Source organism: Fundicoccus sp. Sow4_F4, from assembly GCF_052116145.1.
In the GTDB taxonomy this organism is placed as follows: domain Bacteria; phylum Bacillota; class Bacilli; order Lactobacillales; family Aerococcaceae; genus Fundicoccus.
On record NZ_JBQKLQ010000002.1, the window covers coordinates 115118 to 131349 of the forward strand.

Annotated in this window: 14 protein-coding genes; 4 read left to right on the forward strand and 10 right to left on the reverse strand. The window is 44.8% G+C overall.

Going from position 1 to position 16232, the window contains the following annotated elements; genetic code table 11:
• Window positions 1–1498 precede the first annotated feature (1498 nt).
• On the reverse strand, window positions 1499–2959 hold the full coding sequence (proS, locus tag ACTQ5J_RS04600) for a proline--tRNA ligase (RefSeq protein WP_441750961.1): 1461 nt from the start codon (window positions 2957–2959) through the stop codon (window positions 1499–1501).
• A 301-nt stretch (window positions 2960–3260) separates the two neighbouring features.
• Window positions 3261–3845, reverse strand: coding sequence for a signal peptidase I (gene lepB / locus ACTQ5J_RS04605; RefSeq protein ID WP_441750963.1), 585 nt, complete (start codon window positions 3843–3845; stop codon window positions 3261–3263).
• Between the two features lie 505 nt (window positions 3846–4350).
• On the opposite strand from lepB, the gene ACTQ5J_RS04610 reads away from it, so the two are divergent.
• On the forward strand, window positions 4351–4875 hold the full coding sequence (locus ACTQ5J_RS04610; protein WP_441750965.1) for an NADPH-dependent FMN reductase: 525 nt from the start codon (window positions 4351–4353) through the stop codon (window positions 4873–4875).
• A gap of 1490 nt (window positions 4876–6365) precedes the next feature.
• Here the strand turns inward: ACTQ5J_RS04610 and ACTQ5J_RS04615 are convergent.
• A complete protein-coding gene (locus ACTQ5J_RS04615) occupies window positions 6366–6854 on the reverse strand; it encodes an LURP-one-related/scramblase family protein (protein ID WP_441750967.1) in 489 nt (162 codons plus the stop codon).
• A gap of 221 nt (window positions 6855–7075) precedes the next feature.
• Here ACTQ5J_RS04615 and ACTQ5J_RS04620 point away from each other — a divergent pair, with 221 nt between their 5' ends.
• The gene (locus tag ACTQ5J_RS04620) at window positions 7076–7627 is read left to right on the forward strand and encodes a DUF924 family protein (protein ID WP_441750969.1); all 552 of its coding nucleotides are present in this window, start codon (window positions 7076–7078) and stop codon (window positions 7625–7627) included.
• Window positions 7628–7718: 91 nt separating this feature from the next.
• Here the strand turns inward: ACTQ5J_RS04620 and ACTQ5J_RS04625 are convergent, their stop codons facing one another.
• The gene (locus ACTQ5J_RS04625) at window positions 7719–8141 is read right to left on the reverse strand and encodes a VOC family protein (protein WP_441750970.1); all 423 of its coding nucleotides are present in this window, start codon (window positions 8139–8141) and stop codon (window positions 7719–7721) included.
• Between the two features lie 100 nt (window positions 8142–8241).
• Window positions 8242–9630 (reverse strand): metallophosphoesterase family protein, encoded by a 1389-nt coding sequence (locus ACTQ5J_RS04630; RefSeq protein WP_441750972.1) that lies wholly within the window; start codon window positions 9628–9630, stop codon window positions 8242–8244.
• Window positions 9631–9996: 366 nt separating this feature from the next.
• Here ACTQ5J_RS04630 and ACTQ5J_RS04635 point away from each other — a divergent pair, with 366 nt between their 5' ends.
• Window positions 9997–11166 (forward strand): ABC transporter substrate-binding protein, encoded by a 1170-nt coding sequence (locus tag ACTQ5J_RS04635; RefSeq protein ID WP_441750974.1) that lies wholly within the window; start codon window positions 9997–9999, stop codon window positions 11164–11166.
• Between the two features lie 1038 nt (window positions 11167–12204).
• Here ACTQ5J_RS04635 and gloB read toward each other — a convergent pair.
• From gloB to ACTQ5J_RS04660, 5 genes are all read right to left on the reverse strand, one after another.
• Window positions 12205–12918 carry a hydroxyacylglutathione hydrolase gene (gene gloB / locus ACTQ5J_RS04640; RefSeq protein ID WP_441750976.1) on the reverse strand — a complete coding sequence of 238 codons (714 nt, stop codon included), beginning with the start codon at window positions 12916–12918 and terminating at the stop codon, window positions 12205–12207.
• 126 nt (window positions 12919–13044) lie between these two features.
• The gene (locus ACTQ5J_RS04645) at window positions 13045–13620 is read right to left on the reverse strand and encodes a TetR/AcrR family transcriptional regulator (RefSeq protein WP_441750978.1); all 576 of its coding nucleotides are present in this window, start codon (window positions 13618–13620) and stop codon (window positions 13045–13047) included.
• A 77-nt stretch (window positions 13621–13697) separates the two neighbouring features.
• Complete coding sequence (locus tag ACTQ5J_RS04650; RefSeq protein WP_441750980.1) at window positions 13698–14084, reverse strand: hypothetical protein; 387 nt, start codon at window positions 14082–14084, stop codon at window positions 13698–13700.
• A 7-nt stretch (window positions 14085–14091) separates the two neighbouring features.
• Window positions 14092–14625: a hypothetical protein gene (locus ACTQ5J_RS04655; RefSeq protein WP_441750982.1), complete on the reverse strand. Its 534-nt coding sequence runs from the start codon at window positions 14623–14625 to the stop codon at window positions 14092–14094.
• A complete protein-coding gene (locus tag ACTQ5J_RS04660; RefSeq protein ID WP_441750984.1) occupies window positions 14615–15172 on the reverse strand; it encodes a MotA/TolQ/ExbB proton channel family protein in 558 nt (185 codons plus the stop codon). The genes ACTQ5J_RS04655 and ACTQ5J_RS04660 overlap by 11 nt, the downstream gene beginning before the upstream one ends.
• A 198-nt stretch (window positions 15173–15370) precedes the next feature.
• Between ACTQ5J_RS04660 and ACTQ5J_RS04665 the strand changes: the two genes are divergently transcribed.
• On the forward strand, window positions 15371–16216 hold the full coding sequence (locus ACTQ5J_RS04665) for a hypothetical protein (RefSeq protein WP_441750986.1): 846 nt from the start codon (window positions 15371–15373) through the stop codon (window positions 16214–16216).
• The last annotated feature ends 16 nt before the right edge of the window (window positions 16217–16232 follow it).

Here is a 16232-nt window from a genome sequence, read left to right on the forward strand (position 1 = left end):
CGGGCTCGCTTGCGAAGGCGGTGCCTGGACTGGCTGGGGCACGTCTTCATCTCTTGTCGGTCTGCGGTGGTCGCCGCAGCCGGCAAGGAGATTACCACTCGCCTGTCTACTGAAGTCCTAGGTCGCTTGGCTCCCAGGACTTCATGTGCGCCAAGCGGCCTAGAGCCAGCCAGTCCCGCCTTCTCCAGTGAGCTTTTAGGACGCGAACAAATCTGGGTGAAAGTTTGACTATGTTTGATGGAGGGGAGAAAGAGAAGGCTTGTGCGACAATCGTGACTTTGAGAGATCGAGTAATTAGGATGGGTAGATGAGTTTGAGAGGGGATTGAAAATTTCGGAAGTTTGTTGGAATTGTAGGATGGTCAGATGGTCAGATGGTCAGATGGTCAGTTTATAGCAAACCGCTTGTTGACGGGCACAGCTTGTATAGAAAGATAAAGGTGTCCGCTCTTATCGGACCGGACGATTTGATAAAGTGCTTGGATGCTTTCATTTAATCGTCACGCAGTGGAATGGAGTGACACCTTTGGGTTTATGGGTGATGGTGGTTAAATAAGAGTGTTATTTGTTGTGCGCTCAGATTCTTTCTAATTGTCCCACTCAGACTTTGAGTGGGCACGTTAAAGGTTTAATTGTTCCACTCAAATCGTGAGTGGGACAATTAAAACTAAAACATCACCTAAAAGGTGTGATATCAGGAGGATTCATCAAGAAATTCACCAGAATTCCAGACAGTTCCATCAAGTTTCCCCCAAAAACCATTCTAATTGTTCCACTCAAACTTTGAGTGGGCACGTTAAAGGTTTAATGGTTCCACTCAAATCGTGAGTGGGACAATTAAAACTAAAACATCACCTAAAAGGTGTGATATCAGGAGGATTCATCAAGAAATTCACCTGAAATCCAGACATTTCCATCAAGTTTCCCCCAAAAACCTTTCTAATTGTCCCACTCAGACTTTGAGTGGGCACGTTAAAGGTTTAATGGTTCCACTCAAATCGTGAGTGGGACAATTAGACCTAAAACATCACCTAAAAGGTGTCGTGTCAGCCAGCAACATAAACAAACTCCCAGAAAAACTCAACCATTCCCATCAAGTTTCCCCCAAAACCATCCTAATTGTCCCACTCAGACTTTGAGTGGGCACGTTAAAGGTTTAATTGTTCCACTCAAATCGTGAGTGGGACAATTAAAACTAAAACATCACCTAAAAGGTGTAGTGTCAGCCTCCAACATAAACAAACTCCCAGAAAAACTCAACGATTCCCCCACATTTCACTAAATTCCATTCTAATTGTTCCAGTCAACTCTCGAGTAATCACTTTAGATCGGAGGTCTAGCCGAACACAATGAGCCGCCCCTATTCTTTCACTTCCTTCAAGAGTTTTCTTATCCGCCCTCCCCAAGTAACCCAACACAAAAAGCCGCCCCCGCAGCCGCCCACTTTAGTGGGGGCCACAGGAGCAGCTTGTTTTTTAAAGTCCTATTTTGTCCGGAATCTAGTAAGCTCTTGCTAACCAAACGGTATGTTTAGCTGGTTCGCCAGTCACGATACAGGTTGTTTTAGCTTCATATTGACCTTCGAAAGGCAGGTTGCGGGTTGTAAAGCCAGTGACTTCTTTGATTTTCGCTTCCGTTTCCTCAGTGCCATCCCAACCAGCTAGCACCCAGCCAGCCACTTCATCTGCTTCGCGTTTAGCTTCAATGTGAGCAGCTAACTCGTCTAAAGTATTGATATCAGTGTAAATGTGCGATTGATTCATCGCAACAGCTGTTTCAAATAGACGTGTTTGCATGGCTGCTAATTCAGCGTTAACAACGTCAACTAATGGCGCGTCAGCTAGAGAAATAAATTGTTTCTCGCCGCCGTCACGGGCTTTCATGACCACTTGATTGTTCTCGATGTCACGAGGACCAACTTCGATACGTAGAGGCACGCCACGTAATTCCCACTCGTTGAATTTGTAGCCTGGAGAGTTGTCACTATCGTCAACCACTGTACGAATACCTGCAGCTTTTAATTCTGCATACAATTCGTCAACTTTCTCCATGACCTTGTCTAATTTTTTCTTAGGTCCTACTGGAATGATCACCACTTGTTGCGGCGCAACTTTTGGCGGCATAATCAAGCCTGAGTCGTCGCCGTGAGTCATAATCATCGCACCGATTAAGCGGGTTGACACACCCCATGAAGTTGTAAAGGCGTGAACGTGTTTGTTTTCTTTGTTCAAGTACGTGATGTCGAACGCTTCCGCAAACTTCGTGCCCATATAATGAGACGTTCCTGCTTGAACGGCTTTACCATCTTGCATCATTGACTCGATTGAGTAAGTACGCTCAGCACCTGCAAAACGTTCGCTTGGCGTTTTTTCACCGCTGAAGACAGGAACTGCTAATAAATCTTCCACAACTTCCTTATAGACTTGTAACATACGCATGGTCCGTGCGGTGGCTTCTTGGGCTGTCGCATGCGCCGTGTGACCTTCTTGCCACAAGAATTCTGACGTACGTAAGAAAGGTAAAGTACGTTTTTCCCAACGGAAAACGTTCGCCCATTGGTTTAATTCCAATGGTAAATCACGGTATGACTGGATCCATTTAGAATAAGCGTCACCGATCATCGTTTCAGAAGTTGGACGTAGCGCCAAACGCTCTTCCAATTGCTCGCCGGCTGCTTCCGTTACCCAAGGCAATTCAGGACTGAAACCTTCGATATGATCTTTCTCTTTATTGAAGAAAGATTCAGGAATTAACATTGGAAAGTAAGCATTACGAATGCCCTCTTCTTTAAAACGGCGGTTAAATTCCGCTTGAATATGTTCCCAAATTTCATAACCATTTGGCTTGAAAATCATACAACCACGCACTGGCGAATAATCCATTAAATCCGCTTGTTGAATCGTTTGAATATACCATTTTGAAAAATCTTCTTTTCTTGTTACCACAATCGTTTCCTCCATTTTATAAAAAAATACAACTGTTCCACATCCTATTATTAAAGGACGAAGAACAGTTGCTACAATCTCCGCGGTACCACCTTGTTTGTCCGCCCGCTTGGGACCGACCAGCTCGCTAGCCGATAAGGAGGCTACCCAACACTTCAGTAGTAGGTTCAATCATGAAGCGGGCGAGCTGCTTTCAGCCAAGGCAGCCTCTCTAAACGCCATTCATCATTTACTAGTCTATTCGCTCTAATTATAGATGCTTACTCAAGCTTTTGCAATGGACAAAATAGAACAAACCGCCTGATGGCGAAAAAATCTATCGAAGCACAATTTCCGAGCCGTCCGCTGACAACTCATATTTATCCAATAAGCCGAATTCAGAAAATGGCCAATAGATGAAGTCGGCTTCACCCATCACATCGTCTGTCTCAATAAAACCAAAACGACGACCATCTAGGGAATTACGACGGTTATCTCCCATCACGAAAAACGATCCTTCTGGTACAGTCGTCTCGCCTGTAATGTCTTCTAATGTAAAGTCATAAGTGAATTTACCATCGAACTCATTGGCTTTTTCTTGTAAATAGGGTTCTTCAACCGCTTGCCCGTTGATCAACAATTGGTCATTTTCATAAGCAATCGTATCACCTGCTACACCAATCACACGTTTAACGTACAGCTTGTCTTCATTATCGGGTGCTGGGAAAATCACCACATCAAAGCGGTCGATCTCGTTTAATTTTAACATCCATAAGCGTTCGCCACTTTTAAGGGTAGCCTCCATGGATGCCCCATCTACGATAAAAGGTTCGGCGATATATTTATAAACGCCCATGATCACTAAGAACATGACTGCGAACAGAAGCAATGTACTGACAATCTCTTTTAGTATAAATTTCATATATGTTTGCGCCTCTAATCTGATTTGATTTAATAATATTATTTTAACCAATTAAAGTGCCTGACGCAAGTTATCACAAGCTTTATTGAATATTGTTTGGTGGGCAGATATCTCGAATTAGAAATACTTGTTGACAAATCCTCTTGGAGGACTTACACTTAATCCAACGAGTATTTGAGCGTTTTTTATTTGTTTAGATTCATCTCGAATTAATTTGATTTAAATTCGGAATACTCTTGACATTACTTACTCGCTCGTTTATAGTTAATCTAATGAGTGTTTGATTGAGCGTTTTGGAAGCACTGCGCCTGTATTTTTTTACGGCGTTAGTTCGAATTCGAGTGGTTTAAAACCGTTGTAAATGCTTGGTGACTCATATCGTTCGTACATCAAAGGCTTACACCTAGCGTATAGTAGCGCTATTTTGGAAGGATGTTTGTCTGTGTTATCAATAGTAAAAAAATTCTTTAAACAAAATAAAGAAGAGAAAAAGGAGAATATTTCTATGAAATTCGGTATTATTTTAGGTTCAACTCGTGAAGGTCGCGTTAGTCCACAGGTCGGTGACTATATCCAGTCGGTTGCAGCAAAACGTGAAGGTCACACATTCGAGATCGTTGATATTGCAGATTACAACCTGCCTTTCTTAGGAACTGGCGAAGCTAATCCAGCTTGGAATGCGAAAATTGACGAATTAGATGGTTACATCTTCATCGTTCAAGAGTACAACCACGGCTTGTCAGCAGCTTTGAAAAACGCATTAGACAGCGCGCGTAACGAGTGGTTCGACAAAGCAGCCGGAATTGTTTCTTACGGTTCAGGTGGCGGAATCCGTGCAGCTGAGCAAGTACGTTTGGTGTTAGGTGAGCAATATGTTGCTGACGTGCGTACTAACCCAGCTTTCAACTTGTTCACTGACTTCGAGAACTTCTCAACTTTCAAACCAGGCGCCCATATGGAAGCTGGCGTTAACGACATGTTAGACGAGTTAATCAAATGGTCAGAAGCTTTCCTATCCTTACGTAAATAATTTTACAGTCGATATGCGGCCACCTGTGATGGGTGGCTGTTTTTGCGCTTAGGGTTTGGTGGGCCTGCTTGGATAGATGAGGCGTGTTTGAATTTTGGGGGAATCCTGCCGACCTTGGCGAAGGGGCGGCTCTATCTAGGCGAGAGACTGACGACCCTGGCGAATGGTCAGCACTATCTATGTGAGAGACTGACACCCTGGCGAATGGTCAGCACTAAACAAGCGAGAGACTGACGACTCTAGCGGAAGGTCGGCACTATCTAGGCGAGAGACTGACGCCCCTGGCGAATGGTCGGCACTAAACAAGCGAGAGACTGACGACTCTAGCGGAAGGTCGGCACTATCTAGGCGAGAGACTGACGACTCTGGCAGAAGGTCGGCACTATCTAGGCGAGAGACTGACGACTCTGGCGAATGGTCGGCACTATCTAGGCGAGAGACTGACGACTCTAGCGAATGGTCGGCACTATCTAGGCGAGAGACTGACGACCCTGGCAGAAGGTCGGCACTATCTAGGCGAGAGACTGACGACCCTAGCGGAAGGTCGGCACTAAACAAGCGAAAGACTGACGACTCTGGCGAATGGTCGGCACTAAACAAGCGAGAGACTGACGACTCTGGCAGAAGGTCGGCACTAAACAAGCGAGAGACTGACGACTCTGGCGAATGGTCGGCTCTAGACAAGCGAGAGACTGACGACCCTGGCGAATGGTCGGCTCTAAACAAGCGAGAGACTGACGACCCTGGCGAATGGTCGGCTCTAAACAAGCGAGAGACTGACGACCCTGGCGAATGGTCGGCACTAAACAAGCGAGAGACTGACGACCCTGGCGAATGGTCGGCTCTATCTAGGCGAGAGACTGACGACCCTGGCGAATGGTCGGCTCTATCTAGGCGAGAGACTGACGACCCTGGCGAATGGTCGGCACTATCTAGATGAGAGACTGACGACTCTAGCGGAAGGTCGGCTCTATCTAGATGAGAGACTGACGACTCTAGCGGAAGGTCGGCACTATCTAGGCGAGAGACTGACGACCCTGGCGAATGGTCGGCACTAAACAAGCGAGAGAGAGCCGACCCTGGCGAATGGTCGGCACTAAACAAGCGAGAGACTGACGACTCTAGCGGAAGGTCGGCACTATCTAGGCGAGAGACTGACGACCCTGGCGAATGGTCGGCACTAAACAAGCGAGAGAGAGCCGACCCTGGCGAATGGTCGGCTCTAAACAAGCGAGAGACTCCCCTCCAGAAACACTCAAGCTAAGTTCCCCCCCACTTCTACCTGGATTAGCCCTTTCTCGCTAGAAAAACCAAAGGTGTCCTTCACTGGCGTTCAGGACGATTTCAAAAGAAGCAGTGGTTTTATATAATCGTCGCGATGCGTAGTGAGCGACACCGACTGGCTTTTAAGGTTTAGAGTTTCTGGGCGAAAGTATTTAGATAAAAGAAAAACAGCTCCCACGATTTTGGGGAGCTGTTTGTGTGATTGCTTAGCTTTTGTTTTGTGACGCATCCATTGCGGCATCGATAGCTAGAACAATCGCGATAACCATTGCTGGATCGATAGCATCTTGAACGATATTGACTTCAAAGGTATCAGACCAGGAGAATATTTTCTTGTTTAAGTCGGCGACTACTTGGCCGTTTGCGTCGTAAACTGTATAGTCATGAGCCCAGAAGTCGCCTTCAATTGACCAGCCGATTTCGCTAATTTCGTAAGTGGGTTTCATGAAAGTAAACTTCTTAGAAATTGTCGCAATGTGCTCGCCCTGGTAAGAGACATTCATTTTTGGCATGAAGGTTAAGAGTTGTTGCTTAACAAATGCTAATTCTTCTCCAGACGCAATATCAAACAAACGCAATTGGCGTCCTAATGAGATTAGTTTTCCTTCTACTCGGTAAACGGGGGTTTCGTTTTCATCGTAGATATTGAAATCTCCACGTAATGAAAACATCTTTTGTTTTAAATATAGTTTCATAATAAAGCCTCTTTTCTCATAATATAGCAACTGCGCGTGTCCAGTCCAAAGTCTTTACGAGTGGCTATCCACACCTAATTGAGTTATTTAATATTCCATAAAAAAATACGAGTTGTCAATTGTGACGACCGTTTGACCGAAAGTTTCTTTCGAATATTTTGAATAAAACACTTTAAAGTGCTAAGATTGATGCATCTAAACGATTGAATGGAGGAAATAATATGATGCCGCATTCACCGAAATCTGTTCTCGATTTCTGGTTTGATCCTGCCAATGAGGCCTTACTTTTTGAGAAGAATGACGCCTTTGATAAAGCAATCCGAGACCAGTTTGAAGATACTTGGCACGCAGCCTGTCAGGGTTTGTTGTATCCTTGGCGCTCGACTATTTATGGTCGACTGGCTGAAATCATTGTACTCGACCAATTTTCGCGCAATTTGATGCGTGATGACGCCCGCGCTTTTGCTCAAGATCCGATGGCTGTGGTTTTGTCACAAGAAATCATTAAGCACCCGGATTTTAGATATTTAACACCTAACGAAAAAGCATTCGCCCTCTTACCTTTAGAGCACTCTGAGTCGGCAGAGATTCATGAGAAATTAGCCGAACCTTTATTCAAAATCTATACCGATGATTACACTTATCAATACGAAGTTGCCCATAAGGAAATCATAGACCGCTTTGGTCGTTATCCGCATCGTAATGCGATCTTAGGCCGCCCATCGACACAGGAAGAAATGGACTTTTTGGAACAGCCAGGCAGTCATTTCTAACAATCTGAGTCCGTGTAAGATGCCAAGCCGTCTAAAGTTCAGTCCTATTTTGTCCAAAAGAAAGTCAGCGTAATTTGCTGACTCTCTTTTTTTATTCGCCAGATAAAAGCCAGCTGACACCGAAGGGATCAGTGAACATGCCGAAAAGGTCGGTCCATTCTGATTTGGCGAGCGGCATGCTGATTTGACAGCCGTTGGCTTCGGCCTTAGCGAATAGATTGTGAATTTGTTCCACGTCGTCTGGGTCGTGTTGGTCAAAAGTGAAGCAAAGACTTGAGCCGGCATGGTCGACGGGCTGATTGCCCCATGAGTCCGAGCAGTAAATTTTCTGGTCGAAGATTGTGAAACTGGCGTTCATAACGAAGTCCGGGTTCATCTTTTCTTCTTCGGGCATGTCGGCAAAGATAGGGTCCGACATCTTGGTGATATCTGTAGTCTTAGCGCCGAGTGTTTCATAGAAAGCAAGTGCCTCTAGAGTTTGTTGGAAATTGAGATAAGGAACGCTTTTAATCATGGTGTTTCCCTCTTTCATTTGCTTGACTTGTGCGGCGTGATTCATCATCAGTTTATCACGATTGCTGCAAGGAGCGTTAATGAAATGGGATGTGAAGAGCCTAATGCGCCCACTCAACCGTCAGCTCTGTTTGTGAATAGTCTTTAGTCGACAATAATAATTCGAGATAACCATTGAAAAAACGGTAATCCGTGCCTTCAATATAAGGCTGGATATTGGCCAAGGCGACTTCCAATGCCGGCCAATCTTCACGAATACTGCCCATAAAGAAGCTGAGATTTAACTGTTGGAAGACGTTTGAAATCTCTTGAGTATGGGGTTTCAAAGCCGCGTCATTATATAAGGTGTCAAATATTTTCACATGCGTAGAATTAGTTTGCAGGGCCTTCAGGTGTGCCAGATAGTCTGGGTATTTTTCAGAGCCGAGCCAATTTTCCATCTCCAAGTCAATTTGTTGATAAGTCACTTGCTCATTTTCAAAGGTGACGGCACCGATCTTGCCTGGATAAATCGAAAAGGACGTCGTAACCACCTCATGTAAAGCTGTATCGTCGACCATCAGTGTCGTAATATGTTGAGAATGTAAATGGCCAGTCAAAGTCAGAGGGAGCTGATGTTGAGCAAGCAGCTTTTGTAGATTGCTGGCTTCGGCCGCCGTCGTTTGTTGATACTCCCCTTGAAAATGTGATAGAGCACCATGATGCATCACCGGCAACACCAGCGCCTCCTCAAGCGTTTGGTCCAACAACGTGCCCGCCCATTCAAGCGTCTCAGCCTTGGTCTGCCCGCGGCTTTCGGACTGGCCTTTGCCTGGTTTGTCAGAATAGACATTCGTATCTAACATCAAGACTTGCCAATTAGGCGAAAGCTGCGCCAAATAACTCAAACTGTTGCTATCGCGCGACAAGGCCTCATTGTAGCCAAAGTCTGCAAAGATTTCTGCAAAATCTTCAGGACTCGTCTGCTTTTCCTTCACTGTTTTCTCACCCTCAAAGCGCACCGCCCAGCCATTATGAATATCATGGTTGCCTGGAATCACGAAGACTTGCGTTCCTATTTTTTCCATTTGGGCAAAATAGTCCGCCAAATCTAACATCGATTGGTATTCACCATTCGACGTTAAATCTCCCGCCACAATAACGGCCTCAGGTTTGTCACGTTCGATTTGAACAAGCAAAGCCTCCAGTCGCTCAGGGCCAAAATCATAATCTATGCCAGCTGCCTGCTTTTGAAAAATTTCATAACGCTTGCCATGATCACTGAGTGACGGCGACATATAGTGAATATCCGTAATTAACCAAATTTGTTGAGCGGCTTGTTCAGTTTGGTCTGCGGTTTGCGTGTGTGCCAGCCCAGAATGTAAAGGGAAAATAACTGTCAGTAATAGGATAAGACTCGTCACAAAGGCAGTGCGTTTATTAAAAGTTGGCGAGTTTAGGCAGTCTTCTGTCACTAAACTCTTTAGTTTCGTCGATCGTTTAATTGTCATTCGCTCATCCCATCTTTCTTATTCTTAGGCTTTAAAGTTACCAATAATGAGATTTAATCGCAAGTGATGATTTTACTTGCAATTGCTTTTCAAGTCTGTTAAATTAGATTTACATTAGAAAGACTAAATTTTAAGGAGAATCCCTATGCATCTGTTTACTCAAACGAAATTAAACAACGTCGTCGTCGACATTGTCAGGACTTAGCGTACTCGATTTTAATCGAAGATATGCTCAGTCCTATTCGTCATGAGTGACAGAATGGGATTTTTCTTTTTTAATGCCCCATTCTATTTTACACAAAATAGAGTGAGGCTTTTTGTTATTGTTAGGACTTTTTAATAGTAAAAAAAATTGGAGTGATAAAAATGAAGATTAGAAAATTCGCATATGGTTTATTAGCAACGTTAGCCTTAGGAACACACACAACAGGTGGCGCAGCTGTCGTCCATGCACAAGAGAATGAACCTATTCGAATTGGCGCTAACTTGGAACTTTCAGGTTACGGATCGGCATACGGCATTCCAATTCTCGACAATTTACGTTTAGCGGCTGATGAAATCAACGAAGCAGGTGGCCTTTTAGATGGACGCCCGATTGAAATTATTGAATACGATAATACCTCAAATAAAACTGAAGCTGCGGCCATTGCGACACGACTAGCAGGTGAAGATATCTCAACCATCATTGGACCAGCCACTTCTGATATGATTTTCGCCTCAAGGCCGACAGCCATCGAAAGTTTGATTCCGACGATGTATCCAGTAGGAACGTCTGATGAATTGACCTTGGATGACACGGGCGCGGTACTCGACAATATCTTCCGCCTAGCTTTTACTTATTCTTTCCAAGGGAATGCGGCCGCCAGATTTGCGACTGAGCACCTGAGCGCGACAAAGGCCGTGACCATCATTGATCAATCGAACGACTACTCAGTTGGTCTGGGCGACCCCTTTATTGCTGAATTCGAGGCTCTTGGCGGGACAGTTGTTGACCAACAATTTTACAATAGTGGGGATCAAGACTTTATGGGCATATTAACAGCTTTACAAGCACAAGAATTTGACGTGATTTACCTACCAGGCTTCTTTACAGAAGGTGGCAGCATCATCCGCCAAGCACGTGAGATGGGCATTATGCAGCCAATTCTAAGTGGGCACGGTCTAGCCAGCGATACGCTAATTGACATCGCGGGTGCTCACAATATCAACGACCTTTACATCACATCAATGTTCTATACCGGCAGCGAAACCCCGGGCGCTCAAGATTACATCGCCCGCTTTACAAAGCGTTACGGCGAAGCGCCAGATACTTTCGACGCCCTAAGTTACGACGCGGCTCACCTGATTTTCTCGGCCATCGAAGCGGCTGACTCTGACGAACCTGAAGCGATTCGCCAAGCCCTTGAAGGCATCGAATACCAAGGTGTGGCCGGAAACTTCAAGTACGACGAATTCCACAGTGCCGTTAACAAGGCCCCAATGTTGAAATACCAGAACGGTGAAGTAACCGAAGTCTTCGAAGTAGAAGGTAATTAATCTCCTGACAAAATAGGACTGCCAGCCCTCACCGGGCTGGCTTTTCTTGTGCTCTGAACCTTAGACTGTGTTCAATTTTTACGGTTATTTCAAAAGCATCAGGTGTCGCTCTCTCTGGTTCGCGACGATCCTATTAAAGCCACCTGCCTCTTTAACTGTCGTGAAGTATACATTTGTTATTATCTTGTATTGACGCTTCTGTCAATAGTACATGCTAGAGAATCACTACACGCTCATCTCATCGTGCCAGCCGAGCCGGTTGGCACTCCTTTTGCTCTTGCATTTTCTAGGCGAAATTTCTTTTTAGGATTATTTGGCACGTTCTTCACTATTATTGACTGCCACGTCAAGATTGTCTATTTTATCGGAGACCCTCGTCATAAAGTGTCCATTCTATAAGGTCCACTTTTCTCACGACTGAAGAAATCTTCGCTCGTCAAGCTCACGACTGAAGAAATCTTCGCTCGTCACACTCACGACTGAAGAAATCTTAGCTCGTCAAGCCCACGACTGAAGAAATCTTCGCTCGTCACACTCACGACTGAAGATATCTTCGCTCGTCACACTCACGACTGAAGAAATCTTCGCTCGTCACGCTCACGACTGAAGAAATCTTCGCTCGTCAAGCTCACGACTGAAGAAATCTTCGTTCGTCACGCCCACGACTGAAGATATCTTCGCTCGTCACACTCACGACTGAAGAAATCTTCGCTCGTCAAGCTCACGACTGAAGAAATCTTCGCTCGTCACGCCCACGACTGAAGAAATCTTCGCTCGTCAAGCTCACGACTGAAGAAATCTTCGCTCGTCACGCCCACGACTGAAGAAATCTTCGTTCGTCACGCCCACGACTGAAGAAATCTTCGTTCGTCACGCCCACGACTGAAGAAATCTTCGCTCGTCACACTCACGACTGAAGATATCTTCGCTCGTCACGCCCAATCCAACAAAAATAGGCTCGCAACTCGCACGAACCTACCTTTCACCCTATTTATCGCCAAACCGTCGCCAACTATTGCCAGACAGCCAGACACCAACCTAAAACTGGTCGCGGGCTTGTCTTAATTCAATAAATTCTTCTAATGAGTCGGCCATCATAAATAGGTTGATGCCTCTCTCACGACTGATTGTTGTTGGCAAGCTTGCTTGACCTTCGTTTCTTAAGTCTTGTACGGTTCTAAGCGTTGCTTGCAATAATCGGTAGACACCATCACTTAAGCCGTCGACTGACAAGCCAAACTTTAAGTTAGTCTGTGTATATTCATGACCGGCAAAGACCACGACTTCGTCATCCAATGCTCGCAATTTGCGCAAACCGTCATAAGCTGCTGCGTAATCACCCGTAAAGACGCGACCGCAACCACCTGAGAATAAAGCATCTCCACAGAATAACATGCCGTCCGTTAAGAAGCTGACGTGTTCTTCTGTGTGCCCAGCTGTTTTTAAGACGCTGAATTTTTGACCTAATAATTCAAACTGATCGCCTTGTGCTACTTCAACCGTCACTAAAGACGCCACTTCAGATGGTCCATAGATTGCCACATCAGGAAATTGTGCGATCATTTCAGCCACTCCGCCGACATGATCGTCATGCTTGTGCGTCAATAATAGACCGACTAATTCTAACGCTTCAGCCGCCAAGTAAGCCAAGACACCGGCAGATTCACCTGGATCAACGACAACAGCTTGTCCGTCTGCTTCCAAGACCCAAATGTAATTGTCACTGAATGCTTTTACGTAATTCACTTTCACAAGCAACACCCCTTTTGTTTTCTAACTTTATTCTACCATTTTAGCGGCTAAAAAACTTCCTAAACACAAGAAAAATCTGCCGCTATGACAGCCACAGACTTTCTCGCCAAAACGTTTAATCCCAGGCTACTTGCGACTGGCAATTCCGTCAAACAACATTTTCTTCAAATAATGCACACGCTCGTTTGCACTCAAGCCTGAGCGATTCGGCAGCGTAATACTGTGAAAAATACTCTCGACCATAAGCATTGGCGGAATCGTTGGGTCAAGAAAACCATCTGCTTGCCCTTCTTCAATCATCCCCTGAATAAAAGTAAAAAATTGAATGTGCAATTCCTTCGACCGTTGGACATCGGGACTGTCTTCGGTAGCCTTTGTCCATTTTTGTGCCGGCACCATATTAGAAATTCGGTGCGTATCCGCATAGTCAAAGACGATATCCAATAAATGCGATAATTTCGCTTGATATTCGAGTGGCCATTCAGCCGTTGAAAGGCGTTCGACAATTTCTTCCATTTGTTGGTTCAAATAGTCACGCAACAAGTCGGCCTTATTGCCATAATATTTATAGAGTGCGGTCCGCGAAACATCCAATTCCTTCGACAGCAATTGAAAAGAAAAACTATCGTAGCCAACCGCCAACATTAAATCGTGAGTCGCCTGATACAACTCATCCTGCGTAAATGTCTTTTTTCGTGCCATATCCTCACTCCGTTCGCCTCTATTATACCATTAACAAAATAGGGCCGTCAGACTTATCGTCCTATTTTGACCGGGAATTAAAGGGCTTCTGTTTCTTGGTAATCCAATTCATTGTGTTCCAAGACTCTGAGGACATCCTCGTATGTCGCCTTAATCGCTTGATTGTCAGTAACCGTGAACGTCGCGTCCTCCTCGAGTTTGGCCACGCGGTTGACTAGCTCGTCGTACAAAATGCTCTCGCCGTTCCAGGAAATCTCGTTGCCGCTGATTGTCAAATTGACGACACCGGTCTCGCCGATAATATCGACCGCCTCATCGCCGCCCATAATATTCAGCCAATCGTCGCCAATCACACCGGCTTCATAGAGGCCAAAGCCGCCACCACCGATTAATAACAAGAGAGCCGCCCCCCAACCTAAAAGGCCGAAACGACCGCCACGCTTTTTACGCTTGTTTCTTTTCATAACTCATTCATCTCCTTATTAACTCTGGACTGACACTTTCCCCGTCAGACCTCAATTTTAAATCTGCCAGTACCTCTTGATAGACCACCGTTTTATCCAATTCCTGGTCAAGTCGCGTCACAGCGGCCAGGATGTTGCGGTAATCGCGTACGTAAATCGCGTTGTTATCGTAGGTAAATGACACAATAATCACTGCCTCGCTCATGCTGGTGACTTGGCCGTGTAGCCAACTAAATAAATCGAGCGTTTCGGGTTTCTCAACTTGCGAGCCATCCTCCAAAATCAAATACATCGGTTGGCCATCGAGACTTGATGGAAAGACAATATTCAATTTGCCAATCGATTCTTGAAAGGTCCGATACCAAGCCTGTTCAGACGGCGTGCCGGGCACTTGCGTCATTTCAAGTTGAGCCACTTGCGTTTCCAAGGCCACGATTTTCTCATCGGACGCTTGCGACTGACTGGCCAGCACCATAAATAATAAAATCAAGATGACGTCCAACAAAGGCGTCAAATCCACAATCATTTCTTTAATTTTCATGTGGCTGCTCCCTAAATGTTGCCTGGGCGCGCCTTTCCATGAAAGCATCCTTGCGCAGTAAATACGTCTGGACTAACTCATTATTCTCCTCGACGCGTGCTTGCAGAAATCCATTAAAGACCTTGAAAACAATCGCAAAGACAATTCCCCAGAAAGTCGACGTCAGCGCCATGAAAAACAGATCCGTATCCATCTCGCCCACCATCGGAATCAGGGAAATCACGGTCCCCAATAGACCCATCAAAGGAAAAATTGCGACAACATTCGTGAAACCAACATACAGACTATTACTTTTGGCCCGCTTCGTCAGCAAGACATCCTCACCTTCTGGTGCGAAATAACGCTCATAATGTTGATTCATCTGCGCCTGATTTTGCTTACCGAGCGCCATATTGCCCTTAGGCTGCAAAATCTGACTCAGCTCCTTGCAACTAGCCAGGCACCTCAAGTATAAAACCCAAGCACCCATCGCAATCAGTATAATCAGAAAATCAAATTTAAAAAAGTTATCAATAATCGGTGTTAACAACTGTTGGAAAAACTCCATAGGCTCCCCCTCCATTCTTGTGCTTCTATCATAACATTTCACTCCCAAGAAACGCAGTAATAACAATTTAATTTTACCTTTTCCTAACAAAATAAGACTAAAGACTGCCTCAAGTGTTGTAGACGGAAATGATACTGCCTCTCTCCTCAATGCTTAGTATAATGTGATATACACATTGTTCAAACAAGGAGATATATCATGAAAAACAAGGGTACCAAATGGCGTTTATTGGGAGGTGTATTATTATTGGTTAGTCTTTTCGCATTAAATCGTTCACATCTGCAGAAGAAGCCTGCTTCCTCTGTGTTCTCATGGTTTACTTCTGAATTACTACATCCTGATCGTACTTTTAAGCAGTTAGATGAGTGGGACATCCAAACGATCTATCAATTTATTCCCTATCAAGCAAATGATGATGAAGTGATTCATCACTTTCTCCAGACTGCAGAACATTATAAAAAAGAGGTCTACTTTTTAACGGGAGAACCGGAGTGGGCTCTAGACCCCGAGGCTACTGAACTAATCGCTTATATTGAACGTGTCCAAACTTTCCAATATGAGAATGGCCCCTTACAAGGTGTCGTGATTGATGTCGAACCTCAATCTTTAGCTGAATTCCAGGAAAATCCGTCACGCGTACTGGAAACGTTTGTCAAGGGGATGACAAACGCCTATCAAGTTGCTAAGCAAGCTAGATTAACCGTCATACTGTGCCTGCCTAATTCCTATGATACTTTAGGCTTTGAATATGAACTTGAACAACTTATAAGCGAGGCAACTGACCAAGTAGCAATCATGAATTACCATCGCGGACAAGAGATCATTCGGATAGAAACAGAAGCAAAGCTTAGCTTGCGTCACAATCAGCCACTGATTAACATCTATGAAATGCAAGCTGCTGGTCAATTTGGTTTGCATGAAGCAAACACATACGACGGACATGGTTTTAAAGCTGTTATTGATAATTTCAAACAATTAGAGCGTGCATATCCAGAACATAATTTATCACTTTCATTCCATGAGTTTCGCTCATTAAAAGAATAAAAAGGAGTTTGTTTTA

Excerpts from the sequence above, each read along its gene's own strand:
- ACTQ5J_RS04620 (WP_441750969.1), top strand. The coding sequence starts at position 7,076 with ATGATGCCGCATTCACCGAAATCTGTTCTCGATTTCTGGTTTGATCCT.
- ACTQ5J_RS04650 (WP_441750980.1), bottom strand. The coding sequence starts at position 14,084 with ATGAAAAGAAACAAGCGTAAAAAGCGTGGCGGTCGTTTCGGCCTTTTA.
- ACTQ5J_RS04635 (WP_441750974.1), top strand. The coding sequence starts at position 9,997 with ATGAAGATTAGAAAATTCGCATATGGTTTATTAGCAACGTTAGCCTTA.
- ACTQ5J_RS04655 (WP_441750982.1), bottom strand. The coding sequence starts at position 14,625 with ATGAAAATTAAAGAAATGATTGTGGATTTGACGCCTTTGTTGGACGTC.
- ACTQ5J_RS04615 (WP_441750967.1), bottom strand. The coding sequence starts at position 6,854 with ATGAAACTATATTTAAAACAAAAGATGTTTTCATTACGTGGAGATTTC.
- ACTQ5J_RS04625 (WP_441750970.1), bottom strand. The coding sequence starts at position 8,141 with ATGATTAAAAGCGTTCCTTATCTCAATTTCCAACAAACTCTAGAGGCA.
- lepB (WP_441750963.1), bottom strand. The coding sequence starts at position 3,845 with ATGAAATTTATACTAAAAGAGATTGTCAGTACATTGCTTCTGTTCGCA.
- ACTQ5J_RS04660 (WP_441750984.1), bottom strand. The coding sequence starts at position 15,172 with ATGGAGTTTTTCCAACAGTTGTTAACACCGATTATTGATAACTTTTTT.
- ACTQ5J_RS04610 (WP_441750965.1), top strand. The coding sequence starts at position 4,351 with ATGAAATTCGGTATTATTTTAGGTTCAACTCGTGAAGGTCGCGTTAGT.
- proS (WP_441750961.1), bottom strand. The coding sequence starts at position 2,959 with ATGGAGGAAACGATTGTGGTAACAAGAAAAGAAGATTTTTCAAAATGG.
- ACTQ5J_RS04630 (WP_441750972.1), bottom strand. The coding sequence starts at position 9,630 with ATGACAATTAAACGATCGACGAAACTAAAGAGTTTAGTGACAGAAGAC.
- ACTQ5J_RS04665 (WP_441750986.1), top strand. The coding sequence starts at position 15,371 with ATGAAAAACAAGGGTACCAAATGGCGTTTATTGGGAGGTGTATTATTA.
- ACTQ5J_RS04645 (WP_441750978.1), bottom strand. The coding sequence starts at position 13,620 with ATGGCACGAAAAAAGACATTTACGCAGGATGAGTTGTATCAGGCGACT.